This window comes from Agrobacterium sp. OT33, assembly GCF_017313365.1.
Taxonomy (GTDB): domain Bacteria; phylum Pseudomonadota; class Alphaproteobacteria; order Rhizobiales; family Rhizobiaceae; genus Agrobacterium; species Agrobacterium rhizogenes_A.
This window is the reverse complement of the sequence record NZ_JAFLMZ010000009.1, coordinates 342,352-357,654: the sequence shown is the minus strand read 5'-3', so window position 1 is coordinate 357,654 and position 15,303 is coordinate 342,352. Positions and strand designations below refer to the sequence as shown.

General features: G+C 60.8%; 19 protein-coding genes. 14 read left to right on the top strand and 5 right to left on the bottom strand.

Annotation, left to right across the window (positions count from 1 at the left end; translation table 11 throughout):
• Positions 1-302: 302 nt before the first annotated feature.
• Both JZX88_RS22060 and JZX88_RS22055 read right to left on the bottom strand, forming a co-directional pair.
• Positions 303-1,487: an AI-2E family transporter gene (locus tag JZX88_RS22060; protein ID WP_065115151.1), complete on the bottom strand. Its 1,185-nt coding sequence runs from the start codon at positions 1,485-1,487 to the stop codon at positions 303-305.
• 85 nt (positions 1,488-1,572) lie between these two features.
• The gene (locus JZX88_RS22055) at positions 1,573-2,433 is read right to left on the bottom strand and encodes a VOC family protein (protein WP_142855484.1); all 861 of its coding nucleotides are present in this window, start codon (positions 2,431-2,433) and stop codon (positions 1,573-1,575) included.
• Between JZX88_RS22055 and JZX88_RS22050 the strand changes: the two genes are divergently transcribed.
• The 4 genes from JZX88_RS22050 to JZX88_RS22035 all read left to right on the top strand — a co-directional run bounded on the left by JZX88_RS22050 (position 2,416) and on the right by JZX88_RS22035 (position 4,496).
• Positions 2,416-2,670, top strand: a complete 255-nt coding sequence (locus JZX88_RS22050) for a hypothetical protein (RefSeq protein WP_142855485.1) — start codon at positions 2,416-2,418, stop codon at positions 2,668-2,670. The two genes, JZX88_RS22055 and JZX88_RS22050, sit on opposite strands and share 18 nt — an antisense overlap.
• Before the next feature lie 40 nt (positions 2,671-2,710).
• Positions 2,711-3,121 (top strand): universal stress protein, encoded by a 411-nt coding sequence (locus tag JZX88_RS22045; protein WP_065115153.1) that lies wholly within the window; start codon positions 2,711-2,713, stop codon positions 3,119-3,121.
• 59 nt (positions 3,122-3,180) lie between these two features.
• Positions 3,181-3,501 carry a TraR/DksA C4-type zinc finger protein gene (locus tag JZX88_RS22040; RefSeq protein ID WP_142855486.1) on the top strand — a complete coding sequence of 107 codons (321 nt, stop codon included), beginning with the start codon at positions 3,181-3,183 and terminating at the stop codon, positions 3,499-3,501.
• A 326-nt stretch (positions 3,502-3,827) separates the two neighbouring features.
• Positions 3,828-4,496: a hemolysin III family protein gene (locus tag JZX88_RS22035; RefSeq protein WP_065115155.1), complete on the top strand. Its 669-nt coding sequence runs from the start codon at positions 3,828-3,830 to the stop codon at positions 4,494-4,496.
• Between the two features lie 216 nt (positions 4,497-4,712).
• On the opposite strand, the gene msrB is transcribed toward JZX88_RS22035, so the two are convergent.
• Complete coding sequence (gene msrB / locus JZX88_RS22030) at positions 4,713-5,120, bottom strand: peptide-methionine (R)-S-oxide reductase MsrB (RefSeq protein ID WP_206914696.1); 408 nt, start codon at positions 5,118-5,120, stop codon at positions 4,713-4,715.
• 231 nt (positions 5,121-5,351) lie between these two features.
• Between msrB and JZX88_RS22025 the strand changes: the two genes are divergently transcribed.
• From JZX88_RS22025 to JZX88_RS21980, 10 genes are all read left to right on the top strand, one after another.
• Positions 5,352-7,721 (top strand): putative monovalent cation/H+ antiporter subunit A, encoded by a 2,370-nt coding sequence (locus tag JZX88_RS22025; RefSeq protein WP_206914695.1) that lies wholly within the window; start codon positions 5,352-5,354, stop codon positions 7,719-7,721.
• On the top strand, positions 7,718-8,137 hold the full coding sequence (locus JZX88_RS22020; RefSeq protein ID WP_110757468.1) for a Na+/H+ antiporter subunit B: 420 nt from the start codon (positions 7,718-7,720) through the stop codon (positions 8,135-8,137). The genes JZX88_RS22025 and JZX88_RS22020 overlap by 4 nt, the downstream gene beginning before the upstream one ends.
• Complete coding sequence (locus JZX88_RS22015; protein WP_065115159.1) at positions 8,137-8,514, top strand: Na+/H+ antiporter subunit C; 378 nt, start codon at positions 8,137-8,139, stop codon at positions 8,512-8,514. Before JZX88_RS22020 ends, JZX88_RS22015 begins: the two co-directional genes overlap by 1 nt.
• Before the next feature lie 21 nt (positions 8,515-8,535).
• Entirely contained in the window at positions 8,536-10,110 is a 1,575-nt protein-coding gene (locus tag JZX88_RS22010) for a Na+/H+ antiporter subunit D (RefSeq protein ID WP_110757470.1), read from the top strand.
• Entirely contained in the window at positions 10,107-10,586 is a 480-nt protein-coding gene (locus JZX88_RS22005) for a Na+/H+ antiporter subunit E (protein ID WP_206914694.1), read from the top strand. Before JZX88_RS22010 ends, JZX88_RS22005 begins: the two co-directional genes overlap by 4 nt.
• A complete protein-coding gene (locus JZX88_RS22000; protein ID WP_065115162.1) occupies positions 10,583-10,969 on the top strand; it encodes a cation:proton antiporter in 387 nt (128 codons plus the stop codon). The genes JZX88_RS22005 and JZX88_RS22000 overlap by 4 nt, the downstream gene beginning before the upstream one ends.
• Positions 10,966-11,298 carry a monovalent cation/H(+) antiporter subunit G gene (gene mnhG / locus JZX88_RS21995; RefSeq protein ID WP_174029012.1) on the top strand — a complete coding sequence of 111 codons (333 nt, stop codon included), beginning with the start codon at positions 10,966-10,968 and terminating at the stop codon, positions 11,296-11,298. The genes JZX88_RS22000 and mnhG overlap by 4 nt, the downstream gene beginning before the upstream one ends.
• 432 nt (positions 11,299-11,730) lie before the next feature.
• Positions 11,731-12,159 (top strand): MucR family transcriptional regulator Ros, encoded by a 429-nt coding sequence (gene ros / locus JZX88_RS21990; protein WP_003497181.1) that lies wholly within the window; start codon positions 11,731-11,733, stop codon positions 12,157-12,159.
• Positions 12,160-12,548: 389 nt separating this feature from the next.
• Positions 12,549-12,971: a helix-turn-helix domain-containing protein gene (locus JZX88_RS21985; RefSeq protein ID WP_206914693.1), complete on the top strand. Its 423-nt coding sequence runs from the start codon at positions 12,549-12,551 to the stop codon at positions 12,969-12,971.
• Positions 12,964-13,788, top strand: a complete 825-nt coding sequence (locus JZX88_RS21980; protein ID WP_206914692.1) for a DUF6456 domain-containing protein — start codon at positions 12,964-12,966, stop codon at positions 13,786-13,788. Before JZX88_RS21985 ends, JZX88_RS21980 begins: the two co-directional genes overlap by 8 nt.
• 21 nt (positions 13,789-13,809) lie before the next feature.
• Here JZX88_RS21980 and JZX88_RS21975 read toward each other — a convergent pair whose 3' ends face one another.
• Both JZX88_RS21975 and JZX88_RS21970 read right to left on the bottom strand, forming a co-directional pair.
• Positions 13,810-14,226 (bottom strand): SufE family protein, encoded by a 417-nt coding sequence (locus tag JZX88_RS21975; RefSeq protein ID WP_206914705.1) that lies wholly within the window; start codon positions 14,224-14,226, stop codon positions 13,810-13,812.
• Positions 14,227-14,420: 194 nt separating this feature from the next.
• Complete coding sequence (locus tag JZX88_RS21970; RefSeq protein ID WP_065115166.1) at positions 14,421-14,846, bottom strand: DUF5330 domain-containing protein; 426 nt, start codon at positions 14,844-14,846, stop codon at positions 14,421-14,423.
• Between the last annotated feature and the right edge of the window lie 457 nt (positions 14,847-15,303).

Sequence of the window (15,303 nt, the reverse complement as noted above, 5' to 3'; positions counted from 1 at the left end):
GGTGCGTGGGGCTTACCCCCCTCTGCCCTGCCGGGCATCTCCCCCTCAAGGGGGGAGATCGACAAGCGGTTAGGTTTCGCCCATCACGACAGTTGCGAATGGAGCAATGGTAGGGCCTCCTGCCGATCTCCCCCCTTGAGGGGGAGATGCCCGGCAGGGCAGAGGGGGGTAAGCCCCACGCACCCCACCATCAACGGACAACCTCCCGAAAGCCCACCCCCCGGAGCGGTTTCGCCTTCCTTCAAAGTCACGAAAACACTCCAATCCCCTGTTTGTCGCATTTCCTGCCGGAAAGCCGGTGTTTAATCCGGCAGTTTGGGCGTGACCCGGCGCGACGGAAACAGTTCCCGTGTCGCCGTCATGGCGATCAGCGACAGCGGCAGGGCCAGCATGGCGCCGGCCGCTCCCCACATCCACGTCCAGAAGATGATCATCACGAAGACGAGGAACGGGTTGATTTCCATGTTGCGGCCGACGACAGCCGGGAAGGCGAGGTTTTCCATCAGCAGGTGAATGGTGAAGAAGATCGCCGCCGGCAGAAGGGCCAGAATGATGTTGTCATGGGTGATGATGCCCGCCACCGTCAGCGCTATCGTCATGGCGGTGATGCCGAGAAACGGCACGAAGCTGGAGAGGAAGGCGAAGAGCCCCCACAGGAGCGGCATGGCCAGCCCGCCGAAATAGGCGATCACCACCATCGTCACGCCGAGCCCGGCATAGATCAGCGCCGCCGTGGCGAAATAGGTCCCGAGCACCTCTTCCACCGAACCGATGATGCGGATGGTTCTGAGCCGCTGATGGCGGGCCGGGAAGGCCATGATGATCGCCTTGCGCAGCCGCAGCCGGCTATAGAGAAACATCAGCAGGGCTGCGAGGAAGATCAGGCCCTGAATGACCGCAGGGGTGACGTTGGAGCCGAGCAGCGAGATGATCTCGCCGCTGCGGGAAATCAGCGATTCCATCGACATCGACCCCATGCTGAAACTGGCCGCCGAAATATTCAGCCATCTGAGACTTTGCAGATAGGGCAGGAAGCGGTCGATGCTGCGCTCCACCAGCGCGGGGCCTTCCGAAGCGAGGAGCGAGAGCGGCTCGGTGAGCGAATTGATGACGAAAAACATCACCGCCGCCACGAGGCTTGAAAGAATGAGCGCGACGCCGAAACCGGGAATGCCGTAGGAGCCGAGTTTTTCGGCGGCGATGCCGAGGATCATGCCCACAACGATCGCCATCACCACCGGGATGAGGATGAGCGACAATTCGTGGATGACGGCCATCAGCATGATGAGGAAGATGCCGATCACCGACCAGGCGACGACCACATCCAGGGCTTCGCGGCCAAGCGGCTGCTGGCTGCGGGCATCGTCGCGGTGGGAACCGGACGCAGGCGGCTCCAGCGGATCGCCTTTTGATGCCGGAGCGGCTGCGGTGCCGGCGCCATTGTGGTTCAAAGTGCCGGTCTTGTCCGGTCTGGCATTTTCATTCATCGAGCGGTCCCCCAATAAGGTGACAAACGTTCGAAAAATATGGCGGTTCCGGGGCGGCACAAATTTCTGCCGCCCCTTTTTGCGTTTATGCGGAAAGCTTTAGCCCGATGCCCCACGGATCTTTCAGGGCAATGCCGTCAGCCTGCCGTTCGGTGGCGATTTCCAGCCGGTCGAGTGCGGCAACCGCCCTGTCGAGCGCTTCGGGCTCATTGAATTTCAGCGAATAACCGGAAAGGCCGGTCATATTGTCCTTGCGGGCGGCGGCACCCCGGCTGTTCCAGATATTGGCGGCCACATGGTGGTGATAGGCGCCGGAGCCGAAGAAGCTCGCGCCCGGATAACGCGCCATGATCTTCAGGCCCAGCACATCCTGATAAAATTCATCCGCCTGCGGAATATTGCCGACCTGCAGATGGATATGGCCGATGGCGGTTCCTTCCGCCGCACCGGCAAAGGCCGTCTTCGGCGCGCTGTCGTAAAGCGCCTGAAGGTTGAGGCCGAGTGTGGCCATCTCCACCGTGCCATCCGGCTGGTAGGTCCATTCCGATGGCTGCCGGTCGCGATAGACCTCGATGCCGTTGCCTTCGGGGTCGGCAAGGTAGATCGCCTCGCTGACCAGATGATCGGATGCGCCCTGAAACTGCACGTTGTTATGGGCGGCATGGGCCAGCCATTGCGCCAGATCATCACGGCTCGGCAGCAGGAAGGCGGTGTGGAAAAGGCCGGCGGCATTGCGTGGCGCGCGTTCCGCCGTGTTGGAGGTGGAAAGCGTCAGGAGCGGCTGGCCATTCACGCCCAGAACCTCGCCGCTCCGGCTCTTTTCAAGGACCGAAAGGCCGATGATCTTCTGGTAGAAATCCGAAACGCGCGGCAGATCGTGAACGATGAGATGCGCCTGGCCGACATAGGCCGGTCGCGTCAGGGCGAATTGTTTGATTTCACTCATCATAATCTCCATATTGAATATGACGCGCCGGAAAGCGGATCGGCGGTCGCCGGCATCGGCCGACGCCGCTTCGCGGCGTTTGTCTGTCGTGAATATGGGCGGATTTCGTCGTTCAGCAAAGATCGTCGTCTGGCGATTGACCGTCCACTATTTGTTGACAACGCCCTGCGGCGGGGCCGACGCGGCCTTGACTTCGATCAAGGCGAAGGCCGCCGCGGCAGGGAAATATGGGTTTAGCCTGATACGCGAACGGCGGATAACGCCAAAGGAGACAGCCATGTACAAGAAGATCATCGTACCGGTAGACCTCAGCGCCACCGACAAGGGGGAAAAGATCCTTGAAAAGGCCAAGGCGCTGCTGGACCCCAACGGTGAGATCGTCCTCATCAATGTTGTTGAGGAATTGCCCGGCTACATGGCGATCGACCTGCCCGTCGACCTCATCGAAAACGCCATCAAGGACGCCAAGGCGAAACTTGCGGAGTTGAAGGCAAAGAGCGGCTTTAACGGCAGCCAGGAAATCAGAAGCGGCGCGCCGGCGCGCGAGATCATCGCGGCGGCGGAGGAACACAAGGCCGATCTGATCATCATCGCGTCGCATACGCCGGACTTTACCAATTATTTCATCGGCGCCACCGCCGACCGCGTGGTGCGCCACGCCAAGTGCTCGGTGCTGATCGACCGGTAAAGAGCGGTCACAAAAGGGTTGCGGGCGAATGGCCGCCCGCACCGGCTGGAGGAAAGACCATGAATGTCGAAAGCTACGAGAAAATCCTGCGCGACCGCCAGCGTGAGCTTTATCGCCGCCTGCACCGGATCGAGGCCGATTTTGAACAGCCGCGCAATCCCGACGACGAGGACCGCGCCACGGAGCGCAACAATGACGAGGTGCTGGACGAGATGGGGCAGGTGGGGCAGGACGAGCTGCGCGCCATCGACGCCGCGCTCGACCGCATCGCCGAGGGCACCTTCGGCACCTGTGTCAAATGCGGCAAGAGGATTTCCGACGATCGGTTGAAGGCCGTGCCCTATACGCCGTTCTGTCAGGAATGCGCTGCGGCTTTGTGATGCGCGACTTAAAAAGGCTGCGAGGTCGCCGCGAGTTTCTTCTCCCCGTCGGGGAGAAGGTGGCCCGAAGGGTCGGATGAGGGGGCAACGCCAGCGATAGAACGAGGGCTTACCCCCTCATCCCGCTGCCGCGGACTTCTCCCCGGCGGGGGAAGAAGCAGACGGCAACCGCTCGCTCCAAGGGCGTTCGTTGGCTCAAACAAAACGCCACCTCTCCTTTCGCAACAGCATCGAACGCAATTTGATCGCCGTTAACCGGCCGCTGTCTTGTTCCTGTCTAATATTGTCTCCATGCTTTGGTGAAAGCACGCAGACGGGATTGGACTATGAGTGATTTATGGCGGTTCGGGCGCCAGTATGATTTTCACGAGATCGTCGCCGATGGCATCGTCCATGGCGTTGGCATCGTTTTTGCGCTGGTCGGCGCCACGGCGCTGATTTTTTACGCGACCGCCTGGGGTACGCTGAGCGCGATTGCGGCCGCATGGATCTACGGTCTCGGTCTGGTCGCCTGTCTTTCCGTGTCCTTCACCTACAACATCTGGCCGCACTCCAAGGTGAAATGGTTCCTGCGCCGGCTGGATCATTCGGCGATCTTCATCCTCATCGCCGCCACCTATACCCCCTTTCTGATGCGTGGCATAAACGACCCGCTGATCGCCACCATGCTGGGGTTGATCTGGCTCGCCGCCCTCTGCGGCATCCTCCTCAAATGCCTGTTTCCCGGCCGCTACGACCGGGTGGCCATCGGCCTTTATCTCGCCATGGGCTGGAGTGGCATCATGGTGGTCGAGCCCTTGTCGTCTCACCTTGCCCCCCTCACGCTCTGGCTGATCGTCGCCGGCGGCATCATCTATTCGCTTGGCGTGATTTTCCACGTCTGGGAAAAGCTGCGTTTCCAGAACGCCATCTGGCACGCTTTCGTCGTCGCCGCCGCCGCCGTTCATTATTTCGCCGTGGTCACCGCGTTCAGCCTGGTTCCGCTGACATCCTGAAGCCGGTTTCGAGGCTCGCCACAGACGCCGGACAATGCCACGGCACCGGCTGGTGCCGGTGCTTGTCGACCATGCCGCCGGCAATGAGGTGCATGTGCCGGTCGTCGCCATCGAGGCGGAAAACATCGCTTCCATTCGCCCGCAAGAAAGCTTCGGTTTCAGGGGCGTCGGGAGATTTTCGGACACGCGGCCAATTGAGAGGGTTCTAAACCCGCCTCAAACCGGCTCGAACACCATTGAATGGCCGTTGATGCAGTAACGCAGGCCGGTCGGCTTCGGGCCGTCGGGGAAGACGTGGCCGAGATGGCCGCCGCAATTGGCGCAGCGGATTTCGATGCGCACCATGCCGTAGCTCGCGTCACGATGTTCCGTCACCGCACCCGGCTTCACCGGCTCGAAATAGCTCGGCCAGCCGCAGCCCGCATCGAATTTCGTGTCGGAGAGGAACAGCGGCTCGTCGCAGGCCGCGCAGCGATAGAGGCCCTTTTCGAAACTGTCCCAGTAGGGTCCGGTAAAGGCGCGCTCGGTGCCGTGCTCGCGCAGGATGCGATATTGCTCCGGGGTCAGCTGCTCACGCCAGTCGGCATCGCTCTTGTTGACTTTGGGGGGTGTCAGATCGCTCATGGAATGATCCTTTCTGTTCCTGCCAGAAATAGTCATCGCCGTTACGGATTGAAAGAGGACACATCTCAATAACGAGTCCGTTATGCTGCGGATCGGGAGTCGATTTGGGTTGAGATGACGTTGCCTATGCCTTAACTGAAAATTCGATTTGAAAAAGAGAACGCCAGTCATTGGCGCGCGGGGTTGGGGACACCCCAGGCAGATGTGTGGGGGACACCCCGGGAGATGTGAATGACATCAGATGTCACGCAGCTGACATTCCTGTCGCTGTTTTTGCCGTTTATGGCGGCGCTCGCCGCGCCGGCGCTGGTGAAGAGGTTGGGGCACAATGCCGCCTGGCTGCTGGCGCTTGCGCCGGGGCTTGCCTTTGTCCATTTCGCGCTGATGCTGCCTGACATCGCGGCGGGCGGGATCGTGACCGGCGGTTATGCCTGGGTGCCGAGCTTCAACCTCAGCTTCTCCTGGTTCATCGATGGCCTGTCGCTCACCTTCGCGCTGTTGATCACCGGCATCGGCCTGCTGATCGTGCTTTACGCCGGCGGTTATATGAAGGGACACCCGCAGCAGGGCCGGTTCCTGTCCTTCCTGCTGCTGTTCATGGGGGCGATGCTGGGTGTCGTGGTCTCCGACAGCCTGCTGATGCTGTTCGTTTTCTGGGAACTGACCTCCATCACCTCTTTCCTGCTGATCGGCTTCGATCACGAGCGTGCCGCCTCGCGCCGCGCCGCCTTGCAGGCGCTGGTGGTGACGGGTGGCGGCGGCCTGCTGCTGCTTGCCGGGCTGATCTTCATCTGGGACATGAGCGGCATGACGCAACTGTCGATGCTGGTGCGCGGCGGCGATATATTGCGCGACAGCCCGTTTTACCTGGCGGCACTGCTGCTGGTCCTCGGCGGCGCCTTCACCAAATCGGCGCAGTTTCCCTTCCATTTCTGGCTGCCAAACGCCATGGAAGCACCGACGCCGGTTTCGGCCTATCTGCATTCGGCAACCATGGTGAAGGCCGGCGTCTATCTGCTGATGCGTCTCAACCCGGTGCTTGGCGATACCGCCGCATGGCAGATCCTGCTGCCCTTCTTCGGCGGCCTGACCATGCTCACCGGCGCGCTGCTGGCCGTGCGCCAGACCGACCTGAAGCTGATGCTCGCTTATACCACCGTTTCGTCCCTCGGCCTTCTGGTGATGCTGACCGGCTTCGGTTCGGACCACGCCATCGAGGCCGCGGTGCTTTATCTGGTGGCGCATTCGCTGTTCAAGGGTGCCCTGTTCATGGTCGCCGGCATCATCGACCACGAGACCGGCACGCGTGACGTCACGAAGCTCGGTGGCTTGCGCAAGGCCATGCCCATCACCTTTGCGGCGGCGCTGGCCGCCGCGATTTCCATGGCCGGCCTGCCGCCGTTTTTCGGCTTTCTCGCCAAGGAAGAGATTTATTACGCGCTGGCGCATGGCAATCCGCGCGCCGTGCTGTTTACCGGCATCGCCATTCTCGGCAACGGGCTGATGTTCGCCGTCGCCTTCGCCGTGGCGCTGAAACCCTTCCTCGGCAAGCCGGTGAAAACCCCGAAACACGCGCATGAAGGCCCGTTGCTGCTCTGGCTCGGCCCGGCGCTGCTGGCGCTGAAGGGGCTCACCATCGCCCTCTTTTCGGGCATCGCGCATTTCTACATCTCCACGCCCATGGCAAGCGCCATTGCCGGCGAGCCGCGCCCGGTGGAAATCTCGCTCATTCCCCATATCGGCGTGCCGCTCGGCCTGTCGCTGCTCACCGTCGCGCTCGGCATTGTCCTCTATACGCAGCTTGCCCCCCTCCGCAGCCTGATGGACCGCACGTTCAAGGCGTTGGGGGCAGGGCCGGACAGGGGTTTCGATGTCTTCATCGAAGCGCTGGTGAAAATCTCCTTCCACGTCACACGGATCATCCAGCCCGGCCGGCTGGAGTTTTATGTCACCGCCACCTTCGCCGTCATCGCCGCCGTGCTGCTTGCACCGCTGTTTCTCTATGGTGAGCTTCCGGCGGTGCCCTCATGGCCGCGCGATATGCAGATCCATGAGCTGGCCTTCATCGCTATCGCGGTCGCAGGCCTTGTCGCTGTCCTGACGGCGTCGAGCCGGTTGACCGCCATCATCGCGCTCGGCATTCAGGGCTTTGCCGTGGCGGTGATTTTCCTGCTGTTCGGCGCGCCTGATCTGTCGTTTACGCAATTCATGGTCGAGACCCTGTCGGTGGTCATTCTGACGCTGGTCATGACGCGGCTTCGCCTGTCGCCGTCGGACCATCGCGGGTTTGGCCAGAAGCTGCTGGACAGCACCATCGCCATTGCCTGCGGCACCGGCTTTGCCCTGTTCCTGATGCGGGCGACGCAAGCGAGCTTCGATAACCGCCTGACGGACTTCTACAACACCTATTCCAAGGTCATCGCCCATGGCGCCAATGTGGTGAACGTCATCATCGTCGATTTCCGCGGCACGGATACGCTGGGCGAAATCGCCGTGGTGATGATAACAGGCCTCGCCATCCTCGCGCTCATCCGCATCCGCCCGGCCGCCCCCGTCAAGGGCCCGGCAAAGACGCCAAAGAAGAAGGGAGTGCGGGCATGAATACGCTCATTCTGCGCACCGTCGCCCCCGTCATCACCAGCCTCATGGTGCTCTTCTCGATTTTCGTTTTGCTGCGCGGCCATAACGAGCCGGGTGGCGGTTTTATCGGCGGGCTGATCGCCGTTTCGGCGCTGGCGATCTACGGCATCGCTTATGGTGTCGCGGCGGTCAGGCGGGCCATCGTGTTTCATCCGCTGTCGATCGCAGGCGCGGGGTTGCTGATGGCGATGCTGTCCGGCCTCATTTCGATTGCAGCTGGCGTGCCGTTCATGACCGGGCTCTGGGTCTATCCCGGCCTGTTCGGCGTCGAGGTGCCGCTTTCCACCGTCATGTCCTTCGATATCGGTGTTTATCTTGTCGTGGTCGGCGCCATCACCTCCATTGCGCTTGCGCTGGAAGAAAGGGAAAGCGACTGATGGAAGCGGTCTTCTCCATTCTCGTCGGCATCTTCTTTTCGGTGGCGATCTATCTCATGCTGTCGCGCCACAGCATCCGCATGCTGCTCGGCATCGCCATTCTCGGCAATGCCGTAAACCTCCTGCTGTTTACTGCGGGCAGGCTGACGCGCGAAGTGCCGCCGATCATCCCGGCCGGCATGGACGCCCTGCCGGCTGGCACCGCAAACCCGCTGCCGCAGGCGCTGATCCTGACGGCAATCGTCATTTCCTTTTCCTTCTTCTGTTTCCTTCTGGTGCTGACCTGGCGTGCGTTCCAGGAGTTGCAGACCGACGACACGGACGAAATGCGCACCGCAGAACCGGCCGGCGAGCCAATGCCGCCGCTCGGTTACTGAGCGGGCGGAGCATAGACAGACATGGCCTCATCTACCCCTTCCGCGGTTACCGATCTTTCTGCAGCGCTCGTCATGACGCCTGTGCCGCTGTCCGACTGGCTGATCATCCTGCCGGTTGCGCTCTGCATCGGTGCCGGCGCCGTGCTGATGATGATGCGTCACGCCATCCGCCACCATGCCGCCGTCGCCATTGTGGCGCTCTTCCTGCTCGTGCTGCTCGATGCAGCACTTTTGTGGAAGGTCGCGACGCAGGGCCCGTTCACCATGGTCATGGGCCGCTGGTTGCCGCCTTTCGGTATCGCATTCACCGCCGATCTGACCGGAGCGCTGCTGTCGCTTGCCGCTGCCATCGTTGCGCTTGCCGGCGCCATCCATGCCGCCGGCGATATCGACGCCAGCGGCAGGCGCTACGGCTTTTATCCGTTCCTGATGCTCCTGATGGCGGGCGTTAGCGGCGCTTTCCTGACGGGTGATCTGTTCAACCTCTATGTCTGGTTCGAGGTGCTGCTGATCTCGTCCTTCGGCCTCATCGTGCTCGGCTCGACGCGCGAACAGATCGACGGGGCGCTGAAATACGCCATCTTGAACCTCATCGGCACCACGCTGTTCCTGATCACGGTCGGTTATCTCTATGCCATCTTCGGCACGCTCAATATGGCCGATATCGCGCTGAAGGCGAACGGGCTGCGCGCAACCGCGCCGCTGATGACGCTTGCCAGCCTGTTTGCGCTGGCTTTCGCCATGAAGGCCGCCGCCTTTCCGGTGAATTTCTGGCTGCCCGCTTCCTATCACACGCCGCGCATCGTCGTGTCCGCCCTGTTCGGCGGGTTGCTCACCAAGGTCGGCATCTATTCGCTGCTGCGCGTCATGGTCATGCTGTTTCCGGTCGAGAGAGAGGAACTCAGCATGGTCATCGCCGTTTCCGCGGCGCTGACCATGGTGCTTGGCGCGATGGGCGCGCTCGCCCAGAACGACATCCGCCGTATGCTCGGTTATATCGTCATATCGGGCATCGGCTACATGATGGCGGGCATCGCCATCGGCACGCCGTCGGGTGTGTCAGGCGCGATCTTTTACGCGCTGCATTCCATGGTGCTGATGACGGCGCTTTATCTTGCCGCCGGCCATGCCGCCCGCCTTGGCGGCGACTTCAGCCTGACGGCGCTGAGCGGTCTTTACCGGCAGGCCCCATGGTTTTCGGCACTGGCACTGGCGCTGTTTTTCGCCGGCTCCGGGCTGCCGCCGTTTTCCGGCTTCTGGCCGAAGGCGGTGCTGGTCAAGTCGGCGATCGACATCGGCGCCTGGTGGCTTGCCGCCGCCATTCTTGCCTCCGGCTTCATCGCCACCATCGCCTTCGGGCGGATATTCCTGCTGTGTTTCTGGCGCCCGGCGGCACCGGCGGGCCGGCCGCCATCACAGGCATCGTCCTCTCCGGCGATCCCGTCCGTCGCGCCGCTGCTCGGGCTGACCCTGCTGGTGGTGGTTTTCGGCCTGTTTCCCGAAAGCCTGCTCAATCTCAGCCAGCAGGCGGCGGCGGGGCTCGCTGATCCCCAGACCTATATCCAGTCGGTGTTTTCCGAGGGGGGCAAACCATGAGCCTCTATATCGTGCTGTCGATGTTCCTCGCCATCTGGCTTGCCATAACCGGCAGCGTCACGTCGGCGAATATCGTCTTCGGCCTCATCATCTCGGCGCTGGCGCTCGGGCTTATCCGTCATCAGATACCCAGGGGCAACAATCACCGGCTGCGGCCGATGCGGGTGCTGTCGCTCGTGCTGCTGTTCTTCAAGGAACTGGCGCTGTCGGCCTGGAAGGTGGCCATGCTGGTGACGCGGCCGAAGCTTGACGTGAAGCCCGGCATCTTCGCCTATCCGCTGACGGTGACGACGGATTTCGAGATCACCCTGCTTGCCAATCTCATTACCCTCACCCCGGGCACGCTTTCTGTCGATGTCTCCGCCGACAGAAAGACGCTCTATGTCCATGCGATCGACTGCAGCGATATCGATGCCGCCAGAAGCGACATCCGCAACGGCTTCGAAAGAAAGATCATGGAGGCGTTTCAGAAATGACTCCGGAACAAATAGTTTCATTTGCAACTATACTTGCGTCGGTTGTTCTGTCGGTGGCCTTTCTGCTGACAGTATATCGCGTGGTCGTCGGGCCGACCCTGCCGGACCGGATCGTCGCTCTCGACATGCTGGTCGGCATCGCCATCGGCTTTATCGCGGTCATCGCCATCCGCACCGGTTTCAATCTTTATGTCGATATCGCGATTGCGCTCGGGCTGGTCGGCTTTCTGGCGACGGTGGCCTTCGCCCGTTTCGTGCTGTCGCGCGGCCCGGATGCCGGACGGAGTTCGAAGGCGGTGCTGGACGGCGGTCGTGCATCGGAAGCCATTGAGAAAACATCACAAAATCCGCATCGTGGCGGAAAAGGAAAGGGCGGACGATGACCGGCTGGTTCGTTGCCATTCTCGTTGCGGCACTCACGGTTTCGGGAGCTGCCTTTTCACTGATCGCCGCAATCGGGCTCAATCGCCTGCCTGATCTCTATACCCGCATGCATGCCGCCTCCAAGGCGGGAACGGTGGGGTCGGGGCTTCTGCTTCTGGCGGTGGGCATTCATTCCATGGACATGTCGACACTGGCGCGGGCGCTTGCCGGCTTCTTCTTCTTCATTCTGACGGCACCGGTCTCCGCACATCTTCTGGCGATGGCCGCGCACAAGGCAGGTTATCCGCTTGACGATAAATCGGTAGTTGATGACCTGAAGAAAATTTGAAGTTGAATTCCCCCTAATAATAAGGGGTACGCATTTTCAATTACTACTTGGCATAGTATTTTATTACCCGTGATTTTTTGTATTCCGATTAGACTGTTTTGAACTGAAAAAACGACACTAGGAATTTGACTTTTGCTGTTTTGCTGTTATCCAAATTAAGTGTAAAGTTGCTAATCGCGATTTGCATCTAGCCTCTTCATAGTCGGCATAGGCATTTTATTAATGTCTAATCTATGGTCGGTCAGGCCATTGCTGCCCATGTTGCGGGCCGTAAGTTGAATCTCGGACCAATACGTTTCCGGTTTTCGCTTGAAATCTAGGGGTAGATTTCACGTTGGTTTCAACAGGGCGAAGGTGGGGCACCGGGTAACTTCACATCGCTCGATGCGGCGTTCGCCCGCTTCAGGGGATCAATAAACAGGAGATACTTAAATGACGGAAACTGCATACGGTAACGCCCAGGATCTGCTGGTCGAACTGACGGCGGATATTGTGGCTGCCTATGTTAGCAACCACGTCGTTCCGGTAACAGACCTTCCCGGCCTTATTTCGGATGTTCACACGGCACTCAGCGGCACCTCGGCACCGGCATCGGTGGCGGTCAATGTCGAAAAGCAGAAGCCTGCCGTCTCGGTTCGCAAGTCGGTTCAGGACGATCATATCGTCTGTTTGGAATGCGGCGGTTCGTTCAAGTCGCTGAAGCGCCATCTCACGACGCATCACAGCATGACGCCGGAAGAATATCGCGAAAAATGGGACCTGCCGGTCGACTATCCGATGGTTGCGCCCGCCTATGCCGAAGCCCGTTCGCGGCTCGCCAAGGAAATGGGTCTCGGCCAGCGCCGCAAGGCCAGCCGCTAATCGGATCTGCCTGTTCTTCTCCCCGCCGGGGAGAAGATGGCCCGGAGGGTCAGATGAGGGGGCAAGCTCTCCGCATATCGCCGACATGGCCCCTCAACGCGCTGCCGCGACCTTCTCCCCGGCGGGGAGAAGGCGGCAAGCGGAGCCCGCCTGCTTCACATGTTTCCTTTGAAACTGTCTTTACCGTCACATGAATGTCCCGCCGGTCCGTCGACCGGCTTTTTTATTGCCGCGCCGAATCCAGAATGAGGAAAAAAATCCTTTATCGCGCGCATCGCCTTTGCAAAAATAAAGCCATATCAAGCGCATATTCTTTCCCTCCAAATTCGCGCTTCCCCATATTTGCTTCCGGGTGTATGAATTAATTCCTATTCGTAAAGGAGTTGCATATGCCGACGGATATATTGCCCCTGCCTGTCACCGCCCGGCCATGCGTGCCGGTCTCCGATCGTCATTTTCGCCGTTTTCCGCCGGCCGCGGGACGGGAGGAGATTTCGCGCATCTGCAGGCTGGTCCGGCAGCTGACCGCTGAAATGCTGCTGCTGACCGGCGAGCGCCCGGCTGTGCGCCGCGACCGTCGGCGCAGCGAATGCCATATCCGCCAGATCGCCATGTATGTGTGCCATGTGCAGCTCGGCATTCCCATGTCGGATATCGGCCCCTGTTTCGGCAGGGACAGAACCACGGTCGGCCATGCCTGCCAGGTGGTCGAGGACCGCCGTGACGAGCCCGCCTTTGACGAGTTCGTCGCCGCGCTGGAGCGGCTGGCCGGCAGCATTTTCAACGTGGTGAAAGGCGTGCGGGATGAGTGAAGTAAAAAGCGCTCCTGCCGCTCTCCACGACCCGGCGCTGCTACGGCTCCTGCGCTGCGTCGCAGCCGGTCCGGCGGACATTCGTGAGGATGGCGGGGATATCCTCCTGCATCGGGCGCGGGCAGGGCATTCGGCGCTGCGGTTTCCGGCGGCTCTGGTGCAGTTCGCGCTCTCTTCGGGGCTGGTCGAGAGACGGGACGACATCCTCAGTGCCGCGCCGCCGCTCGCCTCCTGTCTGAGACGGGCGATGGCGAAGGACCGGGACGAGATTTTTCAGGAACAGCACCGGGATTTGCAGACCGTGGTCGTTGAGGTCGAAGGCGACAGGCAATCGGCCCGGCGTAACCTCAATACCTCGCCTCTGACCGGTCTCGCGCGCCTGAAGGACCGGGACGGCTCGGCCTTTTTTCCGGCAGAAGCCCTGCAGGCGGGCGAACGTCTCGGGGCTGATTTCCATCGTGGCCACCTCAACCCCAGGGTGACGGCAACATGGGAACCGCGAACAGCAAACCGGACGAAGGGAGAGGCGGGAGGCGCGCTCGATCTCACCGAGGCGGCGATGGCGGCACGGACCCGGTTTACCCGCGCGGCCGATGCCATGGGGCCTGAACTCTCGGGCGTCGCGATCGATGTCTGCTGTTTCGAAAAGGGGCTGGAGGTGGTGGAGCGGGAACGGCAATGGCCGGCGCGCTCCGCGAAACTCTTGCTCAGGGCGGCGCTTCTGTCGCTTGCCCGGCACTACGCGCCACCGCCCGGCGGCGCCAGAAGGACGAGCCACCATTGGGGCGACGAAGATTATCGTCCTTCGATGGCGTGACGATGGGGATGCGGTGACGGATCAGGCGGCCAGCAGCTGTGCTTCCTCGCGAATCCGCTTGATCATGGAACGCAGGCCGTTAGCGCGCTGCGACGACAGATGTTCGACCAGCCCGATCTTGTCGAATACCTCGATGGCGTCAAGATTTGTGATCTCGGAGGCCCTTTTGCCGGAATAGACGGCGAGAACGATGGCGACGAGCCCGCGCACGATATGCGCGTCCGAATCGCCCTCGAAGGTCAGGAGAGGGTCTTCGGCGCCGTCGCTGTGGCTGACGAGCCAGACCTGGCTTGCGCAGCCCTGCACCTTGTTCTCGGCGGTGCGCTTCTCTTCCGGCAGATCGGGAAGCGCCTTGCCAAGTTCGATGACATAACGGTAGCGGTCTTCCCAGTCGTCGAGGAAAGCGAAATCGTCAAGGATCGTGTCGAGAGAGGCCATCTTGTACGCCGTATCGTCCATTATTGCATGTCTTTGCTACGATATAGGGCAAGTGCAGGCGCTTTTGAACCATGCCCGCAACGAAAAAGCCCACGGAAAACAGGTTTCCGTGGGCAAGTCAGGCAGGCAGTCGGCAGCCGGACGATCCGGCTGCGAGAAAGATGCGGCGCGCGACGACGCGCGGCCGGCGGCGATCAGGGGGCAGGGCGCTTCTGCGGCAGGGGAATGACGGTGCCGGTCTTCAGCATGTCGGTATTGCCGGGAAATTCGACGCTGACGGTCGGGGCTTCCGCCATTTTTTCCGTCTCGGCGGCCACTTCAGCGGCAGGGGCGGTCTTGTCGCCGGCGGCAAGCTGCCTGTCGAGCAGTTCATAGGCGACCTTTGCGCCTTCCTTCGCCCGCTCACCCAGCGCATGGAAGGTTTCCGCGCCCTTGACGCAGACATCGGGCTTTTCGATGCAGATGGCGCTGACATAACGATAGGCCTCGCCCGCTGCCGAAACGGCGCTGGGAATGTCGAAGGCCGAAGGTTCCTTGGCCGGATCGTTGCTGCTGCCGAAATAGGACAGCGCCACCAGTACCAGCGAAAACCAGAATGTTCCTTTGATCAGAAACCACATTGTCAGACACCCTGCCAGATGATCTTTGTTTTGAAGCCCCGCCCGGTTTCGGGTCATCGGCCTTTGTCCCGTTTTTCGGGCTTGTGAAGAAGCTACAGGCGACCGGCGAACAGCCGATTGCAAAAAGCGGCGCAATTTAATTCAAATTGTATCTATTCTCCTCTTATCGGGACGCCTGCCATCAATTCATTCGCATTTTAACAGTCCATGTTAAGCATAATTGCGACAGAGGCCGCGCGTTCCGGGCGAAAGCGGCGGCATGCTTTGCCACAAAAGTTAACACGATGGCAAAAATGAAGCGAAATCCGTCGCTTACCCGTCATTAACCATGATTGGCAAAGCTTCGGGGAAATGCCCCGTATTGGGACTGCGGGGCGTTTGAAGGCCGTTTGAGGCCATTCTTTTTATCCATTCCTTAAGCCGCCGCCTTCTATTGTCGGAGCCGTTAAATCCGTCT